16 protein-coding genes are annotated in these 22,834 nt (G+C 44.4%); 12 read left to right on the forward strand and 4 right to left on the reverse strand.

All coding sequences use genetic code 11. The features are described from left to right. Window positions 1–22: 22 nt before the first annotated feature. Window positions 23–436: an Lrp/AsnC family transcriptional regulator gene (locus AC13CS_RS08185; RefSeq protein ID WP_293164500.1), complete on the reverse strand. Its 414-nt coding sequence runs from the start codon at window positions 434–436 to the stop codon at window positions 23–25. A gap of 125 nt (window positions 437–561) precedes the next feature. On the opposite strand from AC13CS_RS08185, the gene AC13CS_RS08190 reads away from it, so the two are divergent. After that, window positions 562–1,278 (forward strand): sulfite exporter TauE/SafE family protein, encoded by a 717-nt coding sequence (locus AC13CS_RS08190; RefSeq protein WP_293164497.1) that lies wholly within the window; start codon window positions 562–564, stop codon window positions 1,276–1,278. Between the two features lie 109 nt (window positions 1,279–1,387). Here AC13CS_RS08190 and AC13CS_RS08195 read toward each other — a convergent pair whose 3' ends face one another. Next, window positions 1,388–1,993, reverse strand: coding sequence for a sigma-70 family RNA polymerase sigma factor (locus AC13CS_RS08195; RefSeq protein ID WP_293164494.1), 606 nt, complete (start codon window positions 1,991–1,993; stop codon window positions 1,388–1,390). A gap of 115 nt (window positions 1,994–2,108) precedes the next feature. Between AC13CS_RS08195 and AC13CS_RS08200 the strand changes: the two genes are divergently transcribed. The 11 genes from AC13CS_RS08200 (at window position 2,109) to ggt (ending at window position 21,578) form a co-directional block, all read left to right on the forward strand. Continuing rightward, entirely contained in the window at window positions 2,109–3,269 is a 1,161-nt protein-coding gene (locus AC13CS_RS08200; protein WP_293164491.1) for a FecR domain-containing protein, read from the forward strand. A gap of 154 nt (window positions 3,270–3,423) precedes the next feature. Next, window positions 3,424–6,870, forward strand: a complete 3,447-nt coding sequence (locus AC13CS_RS08205) for a SusC/RagA family TonB-linked outer membrane protein (protein ID WP_293164488.1) — start codon at window positions 3,424–3,426, stop codon at window positions 6,868–6,870. Between the two features lie 13 nt (window positions 6,871–6,883). After that, the gene (locus AC13CS_RS08210) at window positions 6,884–8,281 is read left to right on the forward strand and encodes a SusD/RagB family nutrient-binding outer membrane lipoprotein (RefSeq protein ID WP_293164485.1); all 1,398 of its coding nucleotides are present in this window, start codon (window positions 6,884–6,886) and stop codon (window positions 8,279–8,281) included. A gap of 30 nt (window positions 8,282–8,311) precedes the next feature. After that, on the forward strand, window positions 8,312–9,277 hold the full coding sequence (locus AC13CS_RS08215) for an N-formylglutamate amidohydrolase (protein WP_293164482.1): 966 nt from the start codon (window positions 8,312–8,314) through the stop codon (window positions 9,275–9,277). A 254-nt stretch (window positions 9,278–9,531) separates the two neighbouring features. After that, window positions 9,532–11,013, forward strand: a complete 1,482-nt coding sequence (locus tag AC13CS_RS08220) for an aminotransferase class V-fold PLP-dependent enzyme (RefSeq protein WP_293164479.1) — start codon at window positions 9,532–9,534, stop codon at window positions 11,011–11,013. 65 nt (window positions 11,014–11,078) lie between these two features. Further along, window positions 11,079–12,695 carry a phosphoenolpyruvate carboxykinase (ATP) gene (pckA, locus tag AC13CS_RS08225; RefSeq protein WP_293164476.1) on the forward strand — a complete coding sequence of 539 codons (1,617 nt, stop codon included), beginning with the start codon at window positions 11,079–11,081 and terminating at the stop codon, window positions 12,693–12,695. A 62-nt stretch (window positions 12,696–12,757) separates the two neighbouring features. Then, window positions 12,758–15,781: an amidohydrolase family protein gene (locus tag AC13CS_RS08230; RefSeq protein ID WP_293164474.1), complete on the forward strand. Its 3,024-nt coding sequence runs from the start codon at window positions 12,758–12,760 to the stop codon at window positions 15,779–15,781. Between the two features lie 12 nt (window positions 15,782–15,793). Then, window positions 15,794–17,116, forward strand: coding sequence for an amidohydrolase family protein (locus AC13CS_RS08235; RefSeq protein ID WP_293164471.1), 1,323 nt, complete (start codon window positions 15,794–15,796; stop codon window positions 17,114–17,116). 13 nt (window positions 17,117–17,129) lie between these two features. After that, window positions 17,130–18,491, forward strand: a complete 1,362-nt coding sequence (locus tag AC13CS_RS08240) for an amino acid carrier protein (RefSeq protein ID WP_293165250.1) — start codon at window positions 17,130–17,132, stop codon at window positions 18,489–18,491. 10 nt (window positions 18,492–18,501) lie between these two features. Continuing rightward, window positions 18,502–19,773 carry a M14 family metallopeptidase gene (locus AC13CS_RS08245; RefSeq protein ID WP_293164468.1) on the forward strand — a complete coding sequence of 424 codons (1,272 nt, stop codon included), beginning with the start codon at window positions 18,502–18,504 and terminating at the stop codon, window positions 19,771–19,773. Between the two features lie 116 nt (window positions 19,774–19,889). Beyond that, the gene (gene ggt, locus AC13CS_RS08250; RefSeq protein ID WP_293164465.1) at window positions 19,890–21,578 is read left to right on the forward strand and encodes a gamma-glutamyltransferase; all 1,689 of its coding nucleotides are present in this window, start codon (window positions 19,890–19,892) and stop codon (window positions 21,576–21,578) included. 162 nt (window positions 21,579–21,740) lie between these two features. Here ggt and AC13CS_RS08255 read toward each other — a convergent pair whose 3' ends face one another. After that, window positions 21,741–22,208, reverse strand: coding sequence for a DUF2703 domain-containing protein (locus tag AC13CS_RS08255; RefSeq protein WP_293164462.1), 468 nt, complete (start codon window positions 22,206–22,208; stop codon window positions 21,741–21,743). A gap of 77 nt (window positions 22,209–22,285) precedes the next feature. Then, a complete protein-coding gene (locus AC13CS_RS08260; RefSeq protein WP_293164459.1) occupies window positions 22,286–22,825 on the reverse strand; it encodes a sigma-70 family RNA polymerase sigma factor in 540 nt (179 codons plus the stop codon). Between the last annotated feature and the right edge of the window lie 9 nt (window positions 22,826–22,834).

Raw genomic sequence — 22,834 nt, forward strand, 5'->3', positions numbered from 1 at the left:
TCGTAATAGGGGTTGGTACCCTTTAATGAATTTCAGAAAGGATTAAATGTGTGGTTGGGTTGCCATATTTGATCAATTGATCAACAAATTCTTGAAGATGTTTCTGATTTCTGAGCGCTGCTTTAATATGAATGTTATAGGGACCAGTTATTCTATAGGCTTCTTCCACCTCTTGAAAGGCATTGATTTCTTTCAAAATTAAAGATAGCTTACCGTCAAATATCTTTAACAAGATAAAGACCTCCATTCCGAATCCCAGCCGTGATTTGTCAATCTTAACATTATAGGACTCAATTATTCCCAAATCTTCCAATTTTTGGACCCGCTCTCTTACGGACGATGCGGAAAGCGATACTATCCTTCCCATTTCAGCAAAGGAACACCTAGAATTCTTTTTCAATAAATCGATTATATGTTTATCTAATTCATCTACCATGTTTTCAATTGTATATTTTGATAAATATATATTTTTCAATGGAAAAATTACAATATGACCAATAATTCCATTTTACCATTATGAGATCTTCAATTAGTTTAGCCGTAAATAGTAAACTGAAAAAAATGCAGACAGAGGTGATCTTGGTTCTGGCATTGGGAATTTTTGCTGGTTTTTTTGTTCAGACCGCAATTGGTTTTGCAGGTGCTTTGATTGCTTTGCCCATATTGTTGTTCAGCATTCAACTTCCCGATGCAGTTGCGTACATTTCTATATTTTACCTGTATTCAAGTGTTTTTCTTATTGCCAAGGAATGGAACAATATTGATAGAAATATGTTGTTCCGACTTGCCTTAACCTCGATAGTAGGGGTAGTGTTGGGCATTCTGGTTCTTGCGAACTCAAAGCCGCTAATTCTGAAAAAATTCCTAGGTATCTTTATTCTGCTGTACGTGGCTTATGGCATTCTGGGAAAAAGAAAACTACAATTGAAAAAAGGAGGTGTGATTGGTCTCGGGGTACTTGCGGGATTTTTTTCGGGGGTGTTTTCGACAGGAGGTCCTCTTTATGTGATGTGTATCGAAAACCAGACAAACAGCATTAAATCGATACGTGCTACAATGATCGGGGTATTGGGACTGGTGACCCTGACAAGAATTCCCGCCCTCGCAATCGGCGGAATTTTGACCTTCAATCATTTGAAAATGACTCTGATCGTATTCCCTGTTTTTCTGCTGGCACAATTTCTGGGTAAACAGGCCTTTAAGAAGACAAATGAGCCCCTATATGAAAAATCAATACTCCTTTTATTGTTGGTATCAGGACTTACATTGCTATTTTAAGGTCAAATGCCATAAAATCCTATTGACCGCAAAACAGTAAAGCCTATAGTAAGGACAGCCAAAATGGAAAACTCTTAATTTTGACAAAAATCAAAAGTTCGCACTTGCCTTACGATCCATTGGTGGCACCTTTTTTTCGAAAACAGATCAAAGTGAACAATATTTGGAACTTTTCGTTCAATTTTTCCTTCAAGATCTTGTAGGCATTGGAAAGGTGGCCTTCAACCGTTTTTATGGATATTCCAAGATAATCCGAAATCTCCATATTGGTCAATCCCTCTTTTTTGCTCATGATCAAGACCTGTTTACATTTTTTGGGCAAGTTTTGGATTTCCTTGTCCAACAATTCAAGTTTTTGGTTCAGATTATCCTGATATTCTTCCTTTACTATTGAATCCAACGTTTCAGAAAAGGTCCTTTCAAAGAAATAGGTTTCTTTGCGATACTTTTTGATATGGTCCAGATATTTATTTTTAAGGGTTTTATATAACCAACCCTTCAGAACGGTATTAACATTGAGCAGTTCTTTTTTCTGCCATAGCCCGAAGAAGGCTTCTTGGACCAAATCCTTGGCCAAGAGTTCATCCCTGGATAAACTTTTGGCATAATAATATAGTTCGTCATAGTACAGTCCAATGACCTCTTTGAACACTTTCCGGTCTCCTTTTCGGATTGCGACTATATCAATATTTTCTTTATGGCCTTGGGAATCCATAGCGCCTATTTTCAAAGTCCCCTCAATATTATCAATATTTATTGATTAAAACCAAGGGTTTGTCAAAATCAAATCGTTTAACTAATAACATTTTGGTAATCTGCATTTAACAATAATGAAAAATAAGCATATCAAAAAAATCATCTTCAATTTCTTTGAAAATGAATCCAGCCCCGAAGAGATTGAACAACTGGCCAAATGGGTCAAGGATAATCCTGCTTCCTTCAAGGATGCTACGGAACTTCATTACTTGCTCACAAAATCGCAAGAAAAAGAGAAGGCCGAACATCTTAAAAGTGAGCTTTTTGCAAAGTTCGATCTTCTGATCAAAACAAATAAAAGGAAGCAACGCCTTGAATGGCTCAAATATGCAGCGATATTTATCGGTGTTTTTTCCATTTCCCTTTATTTCTACCTGAGCAGTGGCAGGACGGAAGAGACCTTGCCAAAGGAGGTCACCATTACCTTGGGGAATGGGCAAACCAAGGAAACCTTGAAAGAGAACACTACTGGAATAGTGTCCCGATCGAGCAACTTTGTTGCCAGACAGGAAGGGTCAAAGATTGTTTATGACAAAGTGAGTGTTGAAAACAAGGGTGATGACCAACAACTGGTCTATAACACCTTGGAAGTGCCCTATGGTAAAAAATTCGAAGTGGTTTTATCGGATGGCTCCGAGGTGTTCCTTAATTCCGGTTCATCACTGACGTATCCCGTGGCCTTTTTTGAAGAGGGAACAAGGAATGTTGTTCTGAGGGGGGAAGCTTATTTCACGGTAAAATCAGATTCTCTGAGGCCTTTTATCGTAAGTACGGGCATAGTGGAAACCAAGGTGCTGGGTACCCAGTTCAACGTTTCGAGTTATACGGATGACGAACACATCAAAGTGGTTTTGGTGGAAGGCAGTCTTTCCGTAGGGCATGATGATGGCTCGGAAGAATCTGCCCCTGTTCTTCTAAAACCTAACCAAATCGCATCATACTCCGATTCAACTAAAGAGATGGTCGTGGACAATGTCGATGTGAGCAGCCACATTGCATGGAAGGATGGTGTACTCTTGTTCAAGAACGAGGATTTTTACCATATCACAAAAAAGCTGGAAAGGCATTACAATATTGAAATTGAGATCCATGATGATCTTTTGAAAAAAGAACGATATACCGGAAGGTTTGAAACGGAGACCATTGAAGAGGTGCTCCAAGGCTTCCAAAGGATCAAGGGTTTTGACTACAATCTATCCAACAAAAAATTAATACTAACCCAAAAAACCGAATAGCCAATGAACTAAACTTTAAAAAGAACCAGGAATTGCTGGAACAATCCCTGGATTCCAAACAGATTTAAAAACTGAATGACCAATTTTAAACCTTATCAAAAATATGAAAAACGCACTATGCAAAAGCTATTTTACGCTTAAAATAGATTTGAAAATGAAAATTTCAGCATTGTTTTTGTTGGCTGCACTGTTCCAACTGCAGGCCAACAGTTCCTATTCACAGAAGTTTATTTCCATGAAATTGGAAAATGCTACCATAGCATCAATATTCAATGAAATTGAAAAGAATACGGATTACAACATTTTGTATAAAAACTCAGCCCTTGATGTCAATAGAAGGATCACGATCGATGTCAAGAAAGTGAAAATCGGGACCCTAATGGACCTAATCTTGAAAGATAGCAATATTGCTTTTGAAGTAAGGAGGAAACTCATTGTGCTATTGGAAAAAGAACCAATCGCTGAAAATGATTATCCAAACACTCTGGTGAAACCGCAGCAAAGTATAATGGTGACCGGTACCATCACCGATGAGAACAATGCCCCATTGCCTGGTGTAAGCATTGTTTTAAAGGGGACCACCAAAGGGGTTTCTTCCGATTTTGATGGGAAATATACCATCGAAGCGTCCAAAGGCGATGTCCTGATATATTCCTACATAGGTTACCAGACCACTGAAATTACAGTTGGTGATGAAGCGACCATCAATGTTGCCATGGTGCCCAGTGTCAGTAATCTGGAAGAAGTGGTGGTAACGGCAATTGGAACCAAGCAACTAAAAGACGAATCAGGTTCCACAAGTTCCTCTATCCAATCGGACAATATAGAAAAGGCTGGTGAAGCAGGTCTGATCAATTCCCTGGCAGGGAAGGCCTCCGGTGTTCGTATCGGTAAGTCCAATGGGGATCCGGGTGCAGGTTCATCAATACAAATACGTGGTGCCAATACCATTCAAGGGGCAAGCCAACCCCTGATCATCCTGGATGGGATCCCTGTAAGCAATGACAACATCGGGGGTGTTACCCTGAGCCAACAGTCCCGATTGGACGACATCAATCCCAAGGATATAGCCTCGGTACAAATTTTGAAAGGCGCATCCGCTGCTGCGCTCTGGGGTTCCCGAGCGGCCAACGGGGTCATTGTCATCACCACCAAGAGCGGGCAATTGGGCAAGAAACCATCCGTACAATATTCCTTTTCACAATCCTATGATTATATCAACGTCCGAACACCGCTTCAAGATTCCTATGGGCAGGGACGCAACGGGGTATATAGTGCCTCATTCGCAGAATCCTGGGGGGACAAAATAGCAGATCGTTCCGGTGGGGCGGACGAAGTGGATACCTCAGGGGCCTTTTTTGTCTCAAACACCTCAGGGGAAAGATACTATCCTGTCATTACTAAAAATTCCAGGGAAACCTATAGTGACAGCAATTATGACAAGGTTTTTCGGATAGGAACCTTTTCCCAACACAATGTATCGGTAAGCGGTGGAGGGGAAAAAGCCTCCTACTTTTTCAGTTATGAAAACTTGGACCAAAAGGGGATCATTGAAAATTATGACTATAAAAGACAAAATGTAAGGTTGAACACAAAGTTCCAGGTTACCGACTGGTTGACCTGGAACAATAGGGTCTCCTATACCAATACCAAATCCAATCGTATTGAACAGGCAGGGGAAACCACAAACGGGATTCTATTGGGACTTTTACGGGCTGCCCCGGATTTTGACATCACGGATTATATCGGTACATATACCGCATCCAACGGGGACATCTTCGCAAATCGCCAACGTTCGTACAGAAGGCACCTTGGGGAATCTGAAAACCCGATCTACAACAATCCCTTATGGACCCTCAACGAGCAGAAAGCACCCAATGACGTCAACAGGTTCATCATAAACCCCGAACTGACCATTGACCCTGCAAATTGGCTAAAGGTCATCCTTAGGGGAGGGTTGGACTACTATACGGACTCAAGAAGCCAATTTTATCCGATGGGATCCGCCAGTGGTCTTAGAAGCGGAGGGTATTGGAGCCAGACAGACATCAACAGTAAGGAATTCAATTTGGATGGGATTGTTATTGCCACGCATGATTTCAGCAATGAGTTTGGGGTCTCCGCTACCCTTGGCGTTAACTTCAATGATAGAAAAAGAGCAATAAATGAAAACACCATAAGCCCTTTTGCCGTTGATTCACGGTTGCTCACAACTGATCTTAACCCAGATCAAGCGGCCACCGCTTGGGACAGGACGCTTCAACACATTCGTTCCAACCGAGGTTATGGTATATTGGGGGTGAGCCTTTACAATCAATTGTTTGTCAACTTTTCAGGGGCCTTGGAAGCTTCTTCCACCATAAAGGGAAGCTTTTTCTATCCTTCTGTGGACATGGCCTGGCAATTCAGCGACCTTATGGACTCCGATTTCTTGAGCTTCGGAAAACTCAGGGCCGCTTGGGGAAAGGTAGGTATCCAACCAGCCCCCTATAAGTTTGAGACCTTGGCAACCACTGGTTTTTCCACGTTTGGTGGAAGTTTTATGGTGGATTCCGAAAAGGGCAACCCCAACCTAAAACCGGAGATCAAAACCGAATGGGAAATAGGAAGTGACCTACGATTCTTCAAAGATAGGGTGGGATTGGGTGTAACCTACTATAGGAATGAAACCAAAGATATCCTGTTCGCCGTAAAGGCCAATCCCAGTTCTGGGTTCAATTTCAATTACAAAAATGCAGCTGTCATTGAAAACAAAGGTCTTGAAATCGATTTAACGGGCAAGCTGATTGAATCGGACGATTTCAATCTTTCTATAAATACCAACTATAACAATAATGAGAACATGGTGGTGGATATTGCGGGAGCGGAAACCGTGGATATTGGAGGGACCTCCAAAGCGGTTAAAGGCTATCCCATGAGCTCATTCTTTCTACCGGGGACCCTACGAAATGAGGACAATAGCTTGGCATTGGATGCCAATGGCTTTCCCCAATTGGACACCGAAAGCCGCGTATTGGGAGACCCCAACCCGGATTGGCGGGGCGGAATAGGGATGCAGCTGCAATGGAAGGACCTTGATTTTAGTTTCTTGTTTGAACATTCCCATGGGGGCGACTACATCAATAGGACCAGGGTTGTCCTATATGGATTTGGGGTCCACGAGGATGTGGCCCAAGAGATTACCCTTTCCGAGGACCTTGTCAATGTCAATGGGGATGTTTTCCCTGCCGGGACAACGGTTCGGGGCAATATTGCCAACTTTGGGGAAGGCAATGTATTGCTTGACGAATCGTGGTACCGCGGCATAGGTGGGGGGCTTGGTTTCAACAAGACCAACGATTTATTCATAGAGGACGCCACATGGACGAAACTTCGAAATGTTACCCTTGGCTATACCTTCTCTGACCTTAAAGTGACCAAAAAACTCGCATTGGATTCCTTTCGGATATCTGTGACCGGACGTGACCTTATCTTATGGACGGGCATCAAGGATGTTGATCCCGAGACCAATAATTATGGAGTGAGCAATGCATTTGGTATGAATTATTTCAACAACCCTGGTACCAGATCTATTCTGTTCAATGTCCAAGCCAATTTCTAAAACTGAAACTATCATGAAATCAACATATATAAAATTTCTATTGATTTTCACCGCTTTCGCTTTTTTGAGTTGTGAAAAATTAGTCGATGACCTAAATGAAAACCCCAATCAATTGACTTTGAATGACATCGACCCCGGGCTTTTTGTAAACGGGGCGGAACTGTCAAACATTGCCATACAACTTGGGCCTTATAGTAGAATGGCCGGTTATTGGTCCGGTCAGTTGATCGGTTTTGAACAGGTGGAACTGGAACGTTTCCAGTACAATGTTGCCAACAACACTTTTGACTGGGATGGGTATCAGAGTGTGTTGACCCCCTTGAGGGAGATACAGGAAAGAACCACGGACAACCCTTTGTTGTTGGGCATCTCCAAGGTGATCGAGGCCCATTTGGTCGGCACCTATGCGTCGCTTTTCGGGGACATCCCCTATTCGGAAGCCTTGGGCGAAATTGAAAACCCGCAATTTGATGATCAAACCCTTGTTTTTGAGCAATTACAGATTTTATTGGACGAAGCCATTGCCAATCTTGAGGTTGCCCAAGGTTTTGGCGTACTGGAAGATTACATTTTCCAAGGAAACCGAATTAAGTGGCTGGAATCCGCATGGACGCTGAAAGCGCGCTATTATATGCACACCAAAGAATATGCATTGGCATACAGCGCCGCTTTGAACGGGATTTCCTCCGACGAAAACAATATGATGTTCGACCCACTTGATGTAACGGGGCAAAATGCCACCAAAAACAAGTACTACATTGTTTTGGCCGGCGGGCCTAATGTGGGTACAGGCGACAGTTATCTGATGCAGCTCTTGGACGGGACAAGCGGTATTTCTCGTAACAATGCCAAGACCGATGAAACGGCCAGGCACCAGTATTATATTATTGACCAATCGGATGCAGATGGAAATCTAGGCGTGGCACAGGAACTGGAACCGCAGCCCATGATCACCTATCAGGAGAACCTGCTCATCTTGGCCGAGTCGGGAACAAGGACACAGGGGTTCAATGTGGGCTTGGGACATTTGAACGAATTACGGGATTTCTTGGATACTGGAGGTTTTTTGAATGCCAATTTTATGGCTGAACCTTATGTGTACGAACCCTATGTCAGTGCGGATTTTGATGCCGGCGGCATGGAGAATATGGACAATATCGATCCTGAAAGAGCATTGTTACGTGAAATCGTGGAAGAGAGATATGTGACAGGCTTTACAACTTTCATGCCTTTTGATGATGCACGTAGGTTGAAAAAAGAGGATTCGGATATTGCTGTTCCTTTCCCATTGAATGTGCCGACCAGCACCCAGAATGTGGAACGTATGCTGTATCCACAGGATGAGGTTTTGTCCAATCCGTTGGCACCATCAGATCCAGGGCTGTATGCACCTACCCGGGTGAACCAATAGATGTTTGTAAAATCAAAATCAAACCAAGAAATGCGTAAGGATTTTATTTTTCAAACTTTGGTCAGAAAGAGTATGATTCTTTGCTTGCTAAGTATCACTGCACTTTTTCAAGTGCAGTGCTCTGGCAGCAAAAACATAACGGAACCATCCCATAAGGAAAGTGAACTGTCGAAAAGACAAGCTTTTTTTGATGATGACTGGTTGGAAACCGTTACGGGCAACATGCCATTAATCATCAGTGCCCCCCATGGAGGCACTATTTCTCCTGATGCGATTGGGGACAGGGACTGCGGGACCAAGGTGATGGACAACAATACGGCAGAACTGGCCTTCGAAATCGAAAATGCTTTTGGACAATTGGGCAAGAAACCCTATTTGATCGTGGCCCGATTGGCAAGGACCAAAGTCGATTTTAACCGGGACCTTGAACAAGCGACATGCGGAAATCCTCAAATGGAATATACGTGGAAACAATACCACAAGTATATCGAAGAAGCCATAGATGCTGCCATTAAGGAGTTTGGTTATGCCATGTACATCGATCTACATGGCCAAAGTCATCCCGTAAAACGATTGGAACTGGGGTACCTTTTAAGGGCCCCGGCATTACAGAAAAACTATGAAAGTACCGGAAACGATTCAGAAATTGGGACAAGAACATCCGTACAAAACCTGCTGGAAAACAACCCGAAGTTGATTCTTAAGGATTTGTTGACAGGAGAAAACGCCTTTGGTACTTTGATGGAAAAATCCGGTTTTCCGGCAGTTCCAAGCCTTGATGACCCACACCCAAAGGAGGGAGAGCCATACTTTACTGGAGGCTACAATACAAGGAGATATACCGCTTCCGATCATCCCAAAGTATTCGGCATGCAGATAGAAGCAAATTTTCAAGGTGTGAGGGATTCGCAAGAAAACCGTATCAAGTTTGCCAATGCATTCGCCCGATCGGTGAACGATTATCTGACCTTTATTGAGTCGAACTGGGAGTACTAGTTCTTTGACCAAGGGAATGGAACATCGGTACTTTATGCCGTTAACCATGTTGCACGTGTGGAATTGGTTTTCCAAGGAAAAAATAAATCTACTTTAAATAAGATACACTTAAAGGCTGTCCTTGTTGATTGAATACAATTTTAGAAATGTACATGCTTCCACTCAGGGGTTTTGGAAAGTCATTTGCTAAAGTTATTTGAGTTAGTCACTAAGATATTCCATCGGTGAAGGGCAGCCTTAAAAAACTATTGTCAATGTCAAAACAAGAAAAGATGACATTGGAGTCATATTTTGGCTCCTTCAGGAAAAATATCATAGGCATCGACCAAATGATCGAGACTCCCTTTGGATCTAAAAAGTTGGTCTATGCGGATTGGATCGCCAGTGGTAGGTTGTACGGTCCTATTGAGGATACTATCACGGATAAAATTGGGCCCTATGTGGGAAATACCCATTCTGAAACTACCTATACGGGCAAGTTAATGACCCACCTTTATGAAGAGGCCAAGAATCGGATCAAGCATCATGTCAATGCTTCCATGGATGATGTCATTATTACAACGGATACCGGTATGACCGGAGTCCTATGCAAATTTCAACGGATCTTGGGCCTGAAGGTGCCTGAAAAGTTCCAAAAATCGCTCGCCATCCCCGAAAAGGAAAGGCCGGTCGTATTCCTCACCCATATGGAACACCATTCCAACCAGACCACCTGGCTGGAAACCATTGCCGATGTTGTACTGCTAAAGCCTACTGATGACCTGTTCGTAGATGCCGGCCAATTAAGAAAAGAACTGGAAAAATATAGTGACAGAAAGTTGAAGATCGGATCGTTCACGGCCTGCTCCAATGTGACCGGCATTGGCACCCCCTATTATGAACTGGCAGAGATCATGCACGAATACGGAGGGTACTGTTTTGTGGATTTCGCAGCATCCGCTCCTTATGTGCAAATGGATATGCACCCGACCCAAAAAGAGAGAAAATTGGATGCCATCTTTTTTTCCCCGCACAAGTTTTTGGGAGGCCCGGGAAGTTCCGGGGTATTGGTCTTTGATAAAGAACTCTACAAAAACCGGATTCCGGACAATCCCGGTGGCGGTACCGTGAAATGGACCAACCCTTGGGGAGGGCACAGCTTTTTTGACAGCATCGAGGCCAGGGAGGATGGGGGGACCCCCGGATTCTTACAGACCATCAGAACGGCACTGTCCATAGGGCTAAAGGAAAAAATGGGAGTGGATAAAATCCGTCAAAGAGAGAATGAACTTACTCGAAAATGTTTTGAGGAACTCCCTAAAATCAAGGGCATCCATGTATTTGCACCAGAGGTCAGGTACCGCTTAGGTGTGTTTTCCTTTTATGTGGAACATCTCCATTACAATTTAGTGGTCCGGTTGCTGAACGATCATTATGGGATCCAGGTCAGAGGTGGCTGTTCCTGTGCCGGCACCTATGGACATATATTGTTGGAGGTCTCCCGGGAAAATTCCAAACATATTACCGATCAGATCGAACATGGAAATCTAAAGGACAAACCTGGTTGGGTACGGTTGTCGCTCCACCCCACCATGACGGACTACGAACTGGACTATATTATTTGCGCCATCACAGAAATTTCTGAAAATGGGCTTACAATGGGCAAGGATTACGTTTATAATTCAGCGAACAATGAATTTCATCACAAATCTGAAAAAAAAACAAGAGAGAAATTGGAACAATGGTTCGAAATATAACACTTGCTCAATTGTCTTCTTATGTGAACGAATCACCGAGCTATGCTATTTAAAATCAATTCAGTATGAATAAAACAAACCTCAAAGGAAAAACGTTTTCATTGAAGCCTTATGGCATTGAGCACAACAATTTTCAGTACCAACTTTCTTCTGATGAGTTGCACGACATTACCTTGGAAAAAGGCATGGGACAAGAAACATCGTCCGGTGTTTTGACGGTAAATACAGGGGAGTTTACCGGGAGGTCGCCCAAAGATCGTTTTATTGTGAAGGATGCTATCACCAAGGATAAAGTGTGGTGGGGAAACATCAACATTCCCTTTGAAAGTGGGCAGTTTGATAGGCTCTATGATAAGGTGATCGCCTATCTTAATAAAAAAGAACTTTTTGTTCGGGACTCATACGCTTGCGCGGATAACAACTACAAACTCAACATTAGGGTCATCAATGAATACCCTTGGTCCAATATGTTCGCCCACAACATGTTCCTTCGCCCCACCGAGGACGATCTGGAGGGTTTTGACCCGGAATGGACGGTTGTCAATGCCCCTGGGTTTATGGCGGACCCCAGAGTGGACGGTACGCGGCAGCACAACTTTGCCATCCTCAACTTTAGTAGAAAGATCGCCCTTATCGGGGGAACGGGCTATACGGGGGAGATGAAAAAAGGAATATTTTCGGCATTGAACTTTATTTTGCCCGTTTATAGGAACATCCTGCCCATGCATTGTTCGGCCAACGTTGGGGAATCAGGCGATACAGCCATTTTCTTCGGTCTATCGGGAACCGGGAAGACCACACTGTCCACAGACCCGAACCGAAAACTGATCGGCGACGACGAGCACGGCTGGACGCCCGACAATGCCGTGTTCAATTTTGAAGGGGGCTGCTATGCCAAGGTGATCGACCTTTCCAAAGATAATGAGCCGGAGATTTATGGGGCCATCAAGAAAGGGGCCATTTTGGAAAATGTGGTGATGGACGATAAAGGGGACGTGGACTTTACAGATACTACCATTACACAGAATACAAGGGTCAGCTATCCCATTTACCATATTGAGAACATCCAACAACCATCGATAGGTGAAAATGTAAAGAACATTTTTTTTCTTACCGCTGATGCTTTTGGGGTACTCCCTCCTATTTCCAAGTTAACACCGGCACAGGCCGCCTATCATTTTATTTCGGGCTATACGGCCAAAGTGGCTGGGACAGAGGCTGGTGTTGTTGAGCCCCAACCGTCGTTCTCCGCATGCTTCGGTGCCCCATTCATGCCTTTACATCCCGCCGAATACGCCGAAAAGTTGAGCAAAAAAATGGTGGAGTCAAGAGTGGATGTTTGGCTTATCAATACGGGATGGACCGGAGGTCCCTATGGTGTGGGCACCCGTATGAAGCTAAAGTATACACGTGCCATGATCAGTGCTGCCCTTAGTGGTGAATTGGGGCTCTACAGCTATGACAAGTATCATATCCATTCCGTATTTGGGGTTGCCCAGCCCAGGGAATGCCCCGGGGTTCCAAGCCGTGTGCTGAGTCCCAGGGCCACATGGAACAATGATGAGGCCTATTACAAGACCGCATTCAAGCTTACAAACGCATTTCGGGAGAATTTCAAAAAGTTTGAAGCCTACGCCAGTGAGGACATCCGAAGGGGAGGCCCGCAGCGTTTTTCTTTTTAAAAAGAAAGTATAAATAAAGATAAGGACTACCATTTACATAATTCAAATGACAATTTTAAAATATGAAAACCAAAGAAAACTCAAGGTACATATTGATTATGTGTATCATATTTTTTACCACAAGCTCCTATGCACAAGAAACATTTCCTAAAAATGATGTCCTAGATGAAAGGCCTACGGCGGTGGCATTTACAAATGCCACGGTTGTGGTCGATCCATCCCAAATCATGGAGAACGCTACGCTATTGATCGACAATGGAAAGGTTGTGTCTGTCAATCCAAAAAATGAAGTGCCAATAGGGTATAGGGAAATTGATCTTAAGGGTCGGTATGTCTATCCATCGTTCATTGAAATGTTCAGTGAATATGGACAGCCAGAGGTAAAGCGTCCCCCATTCAGGAGTCCTTTTGTGAGTAGGGAACAGATACAATCCAGTACCAAGGGACCCTACAATGCCAACGAAGCCATAAAATCACATTACAACAGCTCCGAGCACTTTACCGTGGACAAGAAACAAGCGGTCAAATTAAGGGCCCAGGGATTTGGTTCGGTCGCCGCACTCAGACGGGATGGGATCGCAAGGGGAACCGCAGCACTGGTTGCCCTTGGTGAGGGGACTGAAAACCAAATGGTCATCAAATCCAAGGTGGCCGATCATTTTTCGTTTGACAAGGGCAGCTCAACACAGGATTATCCCATTTCCCCGATGGGAACCATTTCCCTTTTGCGCCAGACCTTTTACGATGCCAAATGGTACCAGACCAATAGGAACAAACAATTTTCGGACCTGTCATTGGATGCCCTGATAGCCAATAAGGATTTGCCCAAGATCATGGAGGCCGAAGGTTGGTTGACCGCTCTGCGTGCAGACAAAATAGCTGAAGAGTTCAGTTTCAAATTCATCATCAAGGGAGGCGGGGACGAATATCAGCGGATGAAAGAGGTAAAGCAAATGAACTCCCCAATGATCATCCCGATAGATTTCCCCCAAGCTTATGATGTGAACGATCCCCATATCACCGAAAAGATTACTTTGGGCGATTTAAAGCATTGGGAACTGGCCCCTTCCAATCCAGCGTATCTGGAGAAAAACAAGGTTCCTTTCGCGATTACCTCCTTTCCACCGGAAAACACGGCAGATTTCTTGAAAAACTTAAGAAAGTCCGTGACTTATGGCCTGAGCAAATCAGTTGCACTCTCCAGTGTTACCACGGTTCCTGCCAAACTATTAAAGGTGGAGAATATCTTAGGGACCTTACAGGAAGGTAAGGTGGCCAATTTCATCATCACGGATGGTGATCTTTTTGAACAGGGGACCATGATTTTAGAAAACTGGATAAAGGGGGAACCCTATTTGGTCAATGACCCAATTTCCAAGGATATCGCAGGAACATACAGTATACAGGTGGGAGGCCTAAAGGCTGATTTGATCGTAGAAATTGAAAATGAAAAATCCAAGTTCAAGGCCAATTTGGTATTGGATGATGGGACGGAAGAAAAGGTCGATCTAAAAATGGATGGTGACCTGCCCTTGTTAAAGTTTACAGCAAATGGAAATCAATACAACCTGAAAGGATGGACCAAAACTGAAAACGGGAAGACCCTATTGGCAGGCACGGGAACTTCCAATTTTGAAAAGGACCTTAGTTGGACGGCCATTATGAAGGAAAAGGCAAGCCAGAAAGATTCCCGTGGTGAAAAGTCGGAAGTACCAGGGGAACTTGGTGAAGTGTTTTATCCATTTTTGGCCTTTGGCAGTGCAGAAAAAATCAAACCCCAATCCATTCTCATTACCAATGTAACGGTTTGGACCAATGAACAGGAAGGTATTGTCTCTGGTGTTGATGTGCTTTTGGAAAACGGAAAGATTGCCAAAATAGGGAACAATATCGATTCCAACAATGCACTGGTCGTTGACGGTACGGGTAAACACCTGACCCCGGGCATCATCGATGAACACTCCCATATCGCTTTGGGTGGCATCAATGAAATTGCCCCTAACTCGGGAATGGTCAGAATGCAGGATGTGATCGATCCTTATGATCCAGCGATATACCGAGCCTTGGCAGGAGGTGTCGTTGCAGCCCAGCTATTGCATGGTTCCTCCGATCCCATTGGCGGACAATCTGCCCTGATAAAATTGAAATGGGGCTCTGGGCCGAACGATCTTTTGATCCAAGATGCGGCCCCATTCATAAAGTTTGCCTTGGGAGAGAACGTGAAGCGGTCGAGAAGCCAGCTTTCCATTCGTTTTCCACGAAGCCTTATGGGCCTGGAACAGTTTTATACCAACGCATTCACGGAAGCATTGCATTATAAGGAAAGTTGGGACGCATACCAAAGTCTCTACAAAAAAGAAAAACGTGCTGCGGTTGAACCTCGAAAGAATTTGGTGCATGAGGCCATGCTGGAGATTTTGGAAGAAAAACGTTTTATCACAGCCCACTCCTACCAACAAAAAGAGATGCTTATGCTGATGGAGGTGGCTGAGCGGTTTGGTTTTGCTCTTAACACATTCACACATGCCTTGGAAGGCTATCGGATTGCGGATCGGATGAAGGAACATGGTGTTGGGGGGAGTACATTTTCCGACAGGTGGAACTATAAGTGGGAAGCTAGGAACGGTACTCCCTACAATGCCCCCATCATGGACAGCGAAGGGGTGGTCACTGCCTTAAACTCCGATAGTGGTGAAACGATGAGACACCTGAACCATGAGGCTGCAAAAATGGTAAGATATGGAGGGGTCAGTCCTGAGGACGCCTTAAAAATGGTCACATTGAACCCAGCAAGACTCTTGCACCTGGATGATACCATGGGAAGCATCAAGGTGGGCAAATCAGCGGATGTCGTCCTTTGGACAGGTAATCCATTGTCCCTTTATTCCAAACCTGAAAAGACCATCATTGAAGGGGCCATTTACTTTGATTTGGCCAAAGACCAACACCTTCGTCGGGAGAATCAGAAAGAAAGATCTCGGATTCTCAAAAAAATGGAGGGTCTTGAGGGTACCGAAAACATATCAACCAGAATATCCGTGGAACGGGTGGAATTCCATTGCGAGTCCTTGGAGACACAGAACTAAAAAAAGAAGACCATGAAGAACAGCACATATTTTTCGTTATTGATTATTATCCTACTCCTTACAGCCCTTACCGAGGGACTGACCGCACAGATGTTGCCATTGGCGGCAAAAGAGCAGGACGCCCCCATATTACTGGTAGGGGGAACCGTTCATACAGGCAATGGACAGGTTTTGGAGGACACAGCGGTAGGTTTTGACAAGGGAACCATTACCTTTTTGGGGAAACCATCAGATCTTGATCCACAGGGTCTGGATTATACGATTATCGACATAAGTGGACAACAGGTATATCCTGGCTTTATCCTTCTGAATTCTGTTATCGGTATCAATGAGATCAATGCCGTCCCCCACTCGAATGATACGGTGGAAGAGGGAGAATACCTTCCGAATTTACAAACGGTCTATGCCTTTGATATGAGCTCCACATTTATTCCCCCTTTGCGGTTCAATGGTATTTTGCATATTGAATCGAATCGGTCCAATGGTATTATTCCAGGTACGTCATCCGTCATGTCCCTGGATGGTTGGAACTGGGAGGACGCGGTTTTTGAGAGGGCTGCCGCAATTCACATAGATTGGCCTTCTTCACTTTCCAACTATTATGATGAGAAAACCAATAGTCGGATGCTAAGGCCCAATGATTCTTACGAAACTGTAACGGCCGAACTTCAAAAGTTGTTCTCGGATGCAAAGCAATACGAACAATCGGCACCGGCCCAAACCAACCTGAAATTGGAAGCCATAAAAGATTTGTTCCATGGTGAACGGGTCTTGGTCATTCATGCGGATGAACCCAAGGAAATTGTGGAAGGCATCACTTTTGCAAAATCCTTTGGTATCAAAGAAGTGTCACTTATAGCCTCCCATGCCACACTTGGTGTCATTGATTTCTTAAAGGAGAACGAAGTGCCGGTAATAGTGCCCCCAACCTATAATCTCCCCAGGCATGACGACATGGGGTATGATGCATTTTATGGATTGCCACAACTGTTGCACAGCAAGGGCATTGAAGTGGCCATGTACCACGTAGGGTCACTTTCAAACTCGATGAATTTGCCTTTTTATGCCGGCACAGCCGTGGCTTTTGGGATGGAAAAGGAAGAGGCGTTGAAAATGATTTCATTGAATCCGGCAAAAATCCTGGGTGTTGATGACAAGTTGGGCTCTATCGAGGTTGGAAAGGACGCAAGTCTTTTTGTTTCCAAGGGGGATGCATTGGATGTCCAGACAAATGCCTTGATGATGGCATTCATCAAAGGGAAGAACATAGATTTGGAAGGGCCACAGCAAAAGGACTACGAACGCTATTCGCTAAAATACGGACACAAAAAATAGGCCATTGGAACTAATGGAAAAAACGATTACCGTCATCAGTGACTGGATCTGGGGTATACCCCTGTTGATTCTGCTCGTAGGCGGGGGAACTTATTTATTGATCTATTCAAAACTTTTGCCGTTCAGACATTTCTGGCATGCCCTGGCCGTGATAAGGGGTAAATATGAAACCGCATCCAATGTGGGACAAATAAGTGCGTTCAAGGCCTTGACCACTGCATTGTCATCCACCTTGGGAATGGGGAACATATCGGGGGTGGCCATTGCAATTTCCATGGGTGGTCCCGGTGCGCTTTTTTGGATGTGGGCTAGTGCCCTTATTGGAATGGCCACCAAATATTATTCATGTTCATTGGCCGTGATGTATCGGGGGAAGGACGATTCAGGCGAAATCCAAGGTGGGCCTATGTACGTTATTATGGAAGGACTGGGGAAAACTTGGAAACCATTGGCCATATTCTTTTCAATAGCGGGCATTTTTGGTTCTCTGCCCATTTTTACGGCCAATCAATTGACCCAGGTCATCATCAGTGTAACCCCGTCCTCAGTAATGGGACAGCATCCAAACCAACTCTTGATCCTCATTGCCATTGCAATTAGTGTCTTGGTAGGATTTGTGGTATTTGGTGGAATTGGGAGAATAGCTAATCTAGCAAGCAAATTGGTGCCCTTTATGGTAACCTTATATTTTCTTTCGGTCAGTTATATTCTAATACAGAACTATTCCAGTATCATCCCAGCCCTAAGGGAGGTGTTGGTTGATGCAATGACCGGCGAAGCTGTTCTAGGTGGAAGTTTGGGTGCTATCATCATCATGGGGGTCCGAAGGGCAGCATTCTCGAATGAAGCAGGTATCGGTACGGCTCCCTTGGCACATGGAGCATCGAGGAACACCGAACCGATCAAGGAGGGATTGGTGGCCATGCTTGGACCGTTCATAGATACTATTGTGGTATGTACCCTGACCGCTCTTGCCATTTTGGTTACGGACAGTTGGCAGCATGCAGACCTTAATGGTGTAGCCATTACCTTGGAGGCCTTTGTGCAGACCATGCCCGGTTATGGAGCCCCCCTATTGGTTTTTATAGTGTGCGTGTTTGCATTGACTTCATTGTTCACCTATTCCTATTACGGGTCAAAATGCGTTGTTTTCCTTTTTGGGGGCAAATACAGAAATACCTACAACTATATATATGTTGTGGGGGTTTTTATCGGTGCCGTCTCCTCGCTCTCAGGTGTGGTCGGAGTCATCGACATAAGCTTTGCCCTAATGTCCATTCCCACTATGGTGTCCACAATATTGTTGGCTCCTAAGGTGAACGTGGCCACAATCACATATTTCAAGAAACTTCCATTAAAAAATCAATTTATTTAACAAGTTTACCATGAAGAAAGTTTTAATACTTCTGTACCTAATGGCGATGCCCCTTTCGTATGGCCAAGAGCAAAAGTTTCAAGGACAACCCCCAGTCAATGCCGTACCCACGGATTCACGACCCGTTCAAAAACAATGGAAGGGTCAGTTTGAATTTCCAAATCAGGGCATCACATTTTCAAATGAATTTGAAGGTGCCAGATTGAATGGTATTGTCCAGAACAGTGACAGTACCTATACAGCCTTGATAACCTCTGAAAATACACCCGTCAACATCAGCCCATGGTATGCGTTCAAGGTCTGGGGCAGGACAAAGGGTTCCATTGATGTGATGTTGACCTATCAAGCCACTGCAAAGCACAGGTATTACCCCAAGTTGAGCAGGGATGGTATCAATTGGTCGGCACTGGACTCCTTACGATATCAGGAATTTGAAAAGGGGGAAAGGGCTTTTGGACCAGGGTCTTTGCCCGAGAAGGTACGGTTACGGTTGGAAGTAGGACCCGATACCTTATGGGTGGCCGGGCAAGAATTGCAAAATTCCATCATAGTCAATTCATGGATGGACAGTTTGGCCCAAAGTAAATTCGTTTCCAAAAGCACCATCGGCAAAAGTAGGGAGGGCAGAGACCTCAATATGCTCTGGATAGGGAAAACGGATTCCAAGAGAATGGTCATGATCATTTCTAGACAGCATCCCCCTGAAGTGACGGGGTACTTGGCAATGAAATCCTTTGTGGAGACCATCACGTCCAATTCAAAATTGGCCAAAAGGTTTCGAAAGAAATTTGGGATATATGTGGTTCCATTGATGAACCCGGATGGGGTTGACAATGGCTTCTGGAGACATAATACAGGAGGAATTGATTTGAACAGGGACTGGTCAAACTTCAACCAACCGGAAACTCGGGCTGTAAAAAAGTTCATGGAAGAAAAAGTAAAACAGACCCAAGGAAAATTTTATTTCGGAATCGATTTTCATTCGACCTGGGATGATATCTATTATACTGTGGACCCCAAATTAAAGGGGAACATGCCCAATCTGGTATCGACCTGGTTGGACAGTCTAAAAGAGAAAATCGATGGATATGACCCCAATATAAAGCCCAATGACCAATTGGTCCCAACCACAGTGTCCCGTAACTATTTCTTTGTGGAGCATGGAGCGGAAGCGTTGGTCTTTGAGGTCGGGGATAATACACCCAAGGATTTTTTAAAGGAAAAAGCCAACAAGGGTGCCAGTGAGCTCATGCGGATCATGTTGGAGCGTATCAAGGACTAGTCCAACCTGTTTAGTTTAGAAATGGTCGGGGATCATTAATCTGAAAAGGAAAGCCACGCCCGTTCCCGTACCTACAACCAATATTTTTAGTACATAGTATTCAAAAACAAAACCAAATGAAAAAACTCCTTTACCTCCTTCCCATCCTATTCCTTTTTGCAAACTGTACCCGCAAGGTACCTCCTAAGCCTACGGGACTGGTGGCCGATCATGCCATGGTTGTCTCAGCGCGGGAGGAGGCCTCCAAAATTGGGGTGGAGATCATGAAAAAGGGGGGCAATGCCTTTGATGCCATGGTAGCCACAGAACTATCCCTTGCCGTGGCCTACCCCTTTGCAGGAAACCTTGGCGGTGGTGGTTTTATGGTTTATCGCAAGAACAATGGCGAAGTGGGCAGTATCGACTATAGGGAGAAAGCCCCTTTATCTGCACATAAGGATATGTATTTGGATTCCCTGGGCAATGTCATCCCTGGCATGAGTACTTCTGGAGCAACGGCATCCGGTGTTCCGGGAACGGTGGCCGGTGTCTTGGCGGTACATGAAAAATTTGGAAACCTTTCCCTGAAAGAAATTATGGAACCCATAATTTCCCTGGCAAGAAGGGGAGTAGTGGTAACCAAAAAACAGGCGAATCGCTTGGAGCGGACCCGCGACCGGTTCATTGAGGTCAATGGAGACAGTACAAAATTTGCCGGGCCGTTCAAAGAAGGTGATACCATTAAATATCCTGAACTGGCCACTACCTTGGAAATCATCATGAAAAAGGGCAAGGACGGCTTCTACAAAGGCGAGGTTGCCCAGAAACTGGCTGCCTACATCCAAGAAAATGGCGGTTTCATCACAGAAGAGGACCTTGCCAAATATGAGGCCAAGTGGAGAGATCCCATTGTGTTCGACTACAAGGATCTACACATCATATCCATGGGGCCGCCAAGCAGCGGAGGGATGACCATCAACCAGATATTCAAAATCATGGAACCCTATGATGTCACAAAATTTGGACATAATTCCACCAAGACCATCCAGTTGTTCACGGAAGCGGCCAGACGTGCCTATGCTGACAGAAATTATTTTTTGGGAGACCCCGATTTTGTGGACATCCCTTATGGCATGCTGTTGAACGACAAATATCTTCAAGTAAGGATGGCCAATTTCACTTTTGACAGGGCCACACCCTCATCCGATGTCGGTCAAGGTGATATTGCAATTTATGAGAGTATGGAAACGACCCATTACTCCATTGTGGACAGCGAGGGAAACGCTATTTCCGCAACCACCACCCTGAACGGGGGATATGGTTCCAAACTGTATATTGAAGAATTGGGCTTCTTCATGAACAATGAAATGGATGATTTCAGTTCCAAACCAGGAGTGCCCAATATGTTTGGTTTGATTGGGACCGAAGCCAACAGCATTGCACCGGAAAAGCGAATGCTGAGCAGTATGACGCCCACTATAGTTGAAAAGGACGGGGAGTTGTACATGGTTGTGGGAACCCCTGGCGGTTCCACTATTATCACGGCAGTGGCACAGACCATTCTCAATGTATATGAGTTCAATCTAAGCATGCAGGATGCTGTAAACGCTCCCAGGTTTCATCACCAGTGGTTGCCCGATGTGGTGATTTTTGAACCTGACGGTTTCCCTTCGGAGGCAATCGAAGAATTAAAATTCAAAGGATATAACATCAATGAAGGTAGGTCACGGATCATTGGCAAAGTGGATGCCATTCGCATCTTGGAGAATGGCAAATTGGAAGGTGGGGCGGATAAGCGTGGCGATGATACAGCGGTCGGCTTCTGAGCCGAGATGAAGGTGTGCCATTTCGAGTTGTTTCCTGGTCTGCAAAGAAGGCGTGGAGCAATAAAATGCAAAAAAGCTCATCTTTGTCGATGAGCTTTTATGATTTTTTTAAGTGAATGCCCAGCCAGAGTGGTCAGGCCAGGAAGTGGCGAGTACAATTTATCAATCACATCCACAGTTGGGTTTTGTCATCCCACTTTCCTTTAAGTGGTTTAGGATGTACGGGGACAACTCCAATTTTCCTCGTGCTTTTTTGGGTTCAAAATACCCTTTGAGCAATACTTCCATCAAGGTTTCCTTGTTGGGTTCGGCCACGGTGGATCCGTTCCAGGTCCATTCCCGTGCTTCTGGGCCATCTTCCCGATGGTCAGGATAAAAATCGAGATTGCCAACCCTTATTGTAGGTGAAGCAACAATTTGGGCATTTTCAGCTTCTTCGATCGTTTGTACCGTTGTTGACCTGAACAAGATTTCGTAGCCCAAATGAACAAAGAGTTTTTGGACCTCTTGAATCGCAGATATCAACGTGCCCTGAACAGAGTCACAGGCTGAACAGGAATTGCTGCCTGTTGTTGGCATTTCCACTTGGTAAAGCACTACCCTCAATGTATTTTTTGTTTGTACTTCCATTGTCTTGAATTTTTAATGATTAAAGTTTGCCCCTAAGACTTGGAAGATGCGGAAAAGATGCAGACTTTTTTTAAAAATTAGGATAGGCAACAGGGTTTTGTTATGGTATATATCCATATATGGTTTTCAGAGCGTTCAACTAAACCACATTCATCAAATTTTGCCCTTACCTTTTTCCTTGCCCTTTGGATCCTTGATTTGGTGGCCGCCAATGTCAGGTCAAGATGTTCGGCAATTTTTTTCTGTGGTCTGCCTTCTATGTCCGAAAGCCGCAAGGGTACGGAGTACTCGGTCGGTAGGCCGTCTATAAAGTGATCGAGCCAGACATACATTTGTTCATCGTAATCATGGGAATCGTGCAAGTGCAGCTGTTCCATGTTGGCATTGGTGACCCGTTTCGACTTCTTGTAGAAGTCAATTATCGTATGTTGTGCGATTCTATAGATCCAGGCCTTAATGTGCCTTACATCATTTTTTGTCTCACAATACTTCGTGATCTTGACAAGGACCGATTGCATAATATCATCAGCATCATCCGCATTGGAAATGCGTTTGCCCACATAGTTCCTTAAATCATTCCGATGGGCTTCCCAAATGTTGAAGATGTCACATTTCATAAGTATAGG

This window comes from Flagellimonas sp. B-3, assembly GCF_056857835.1.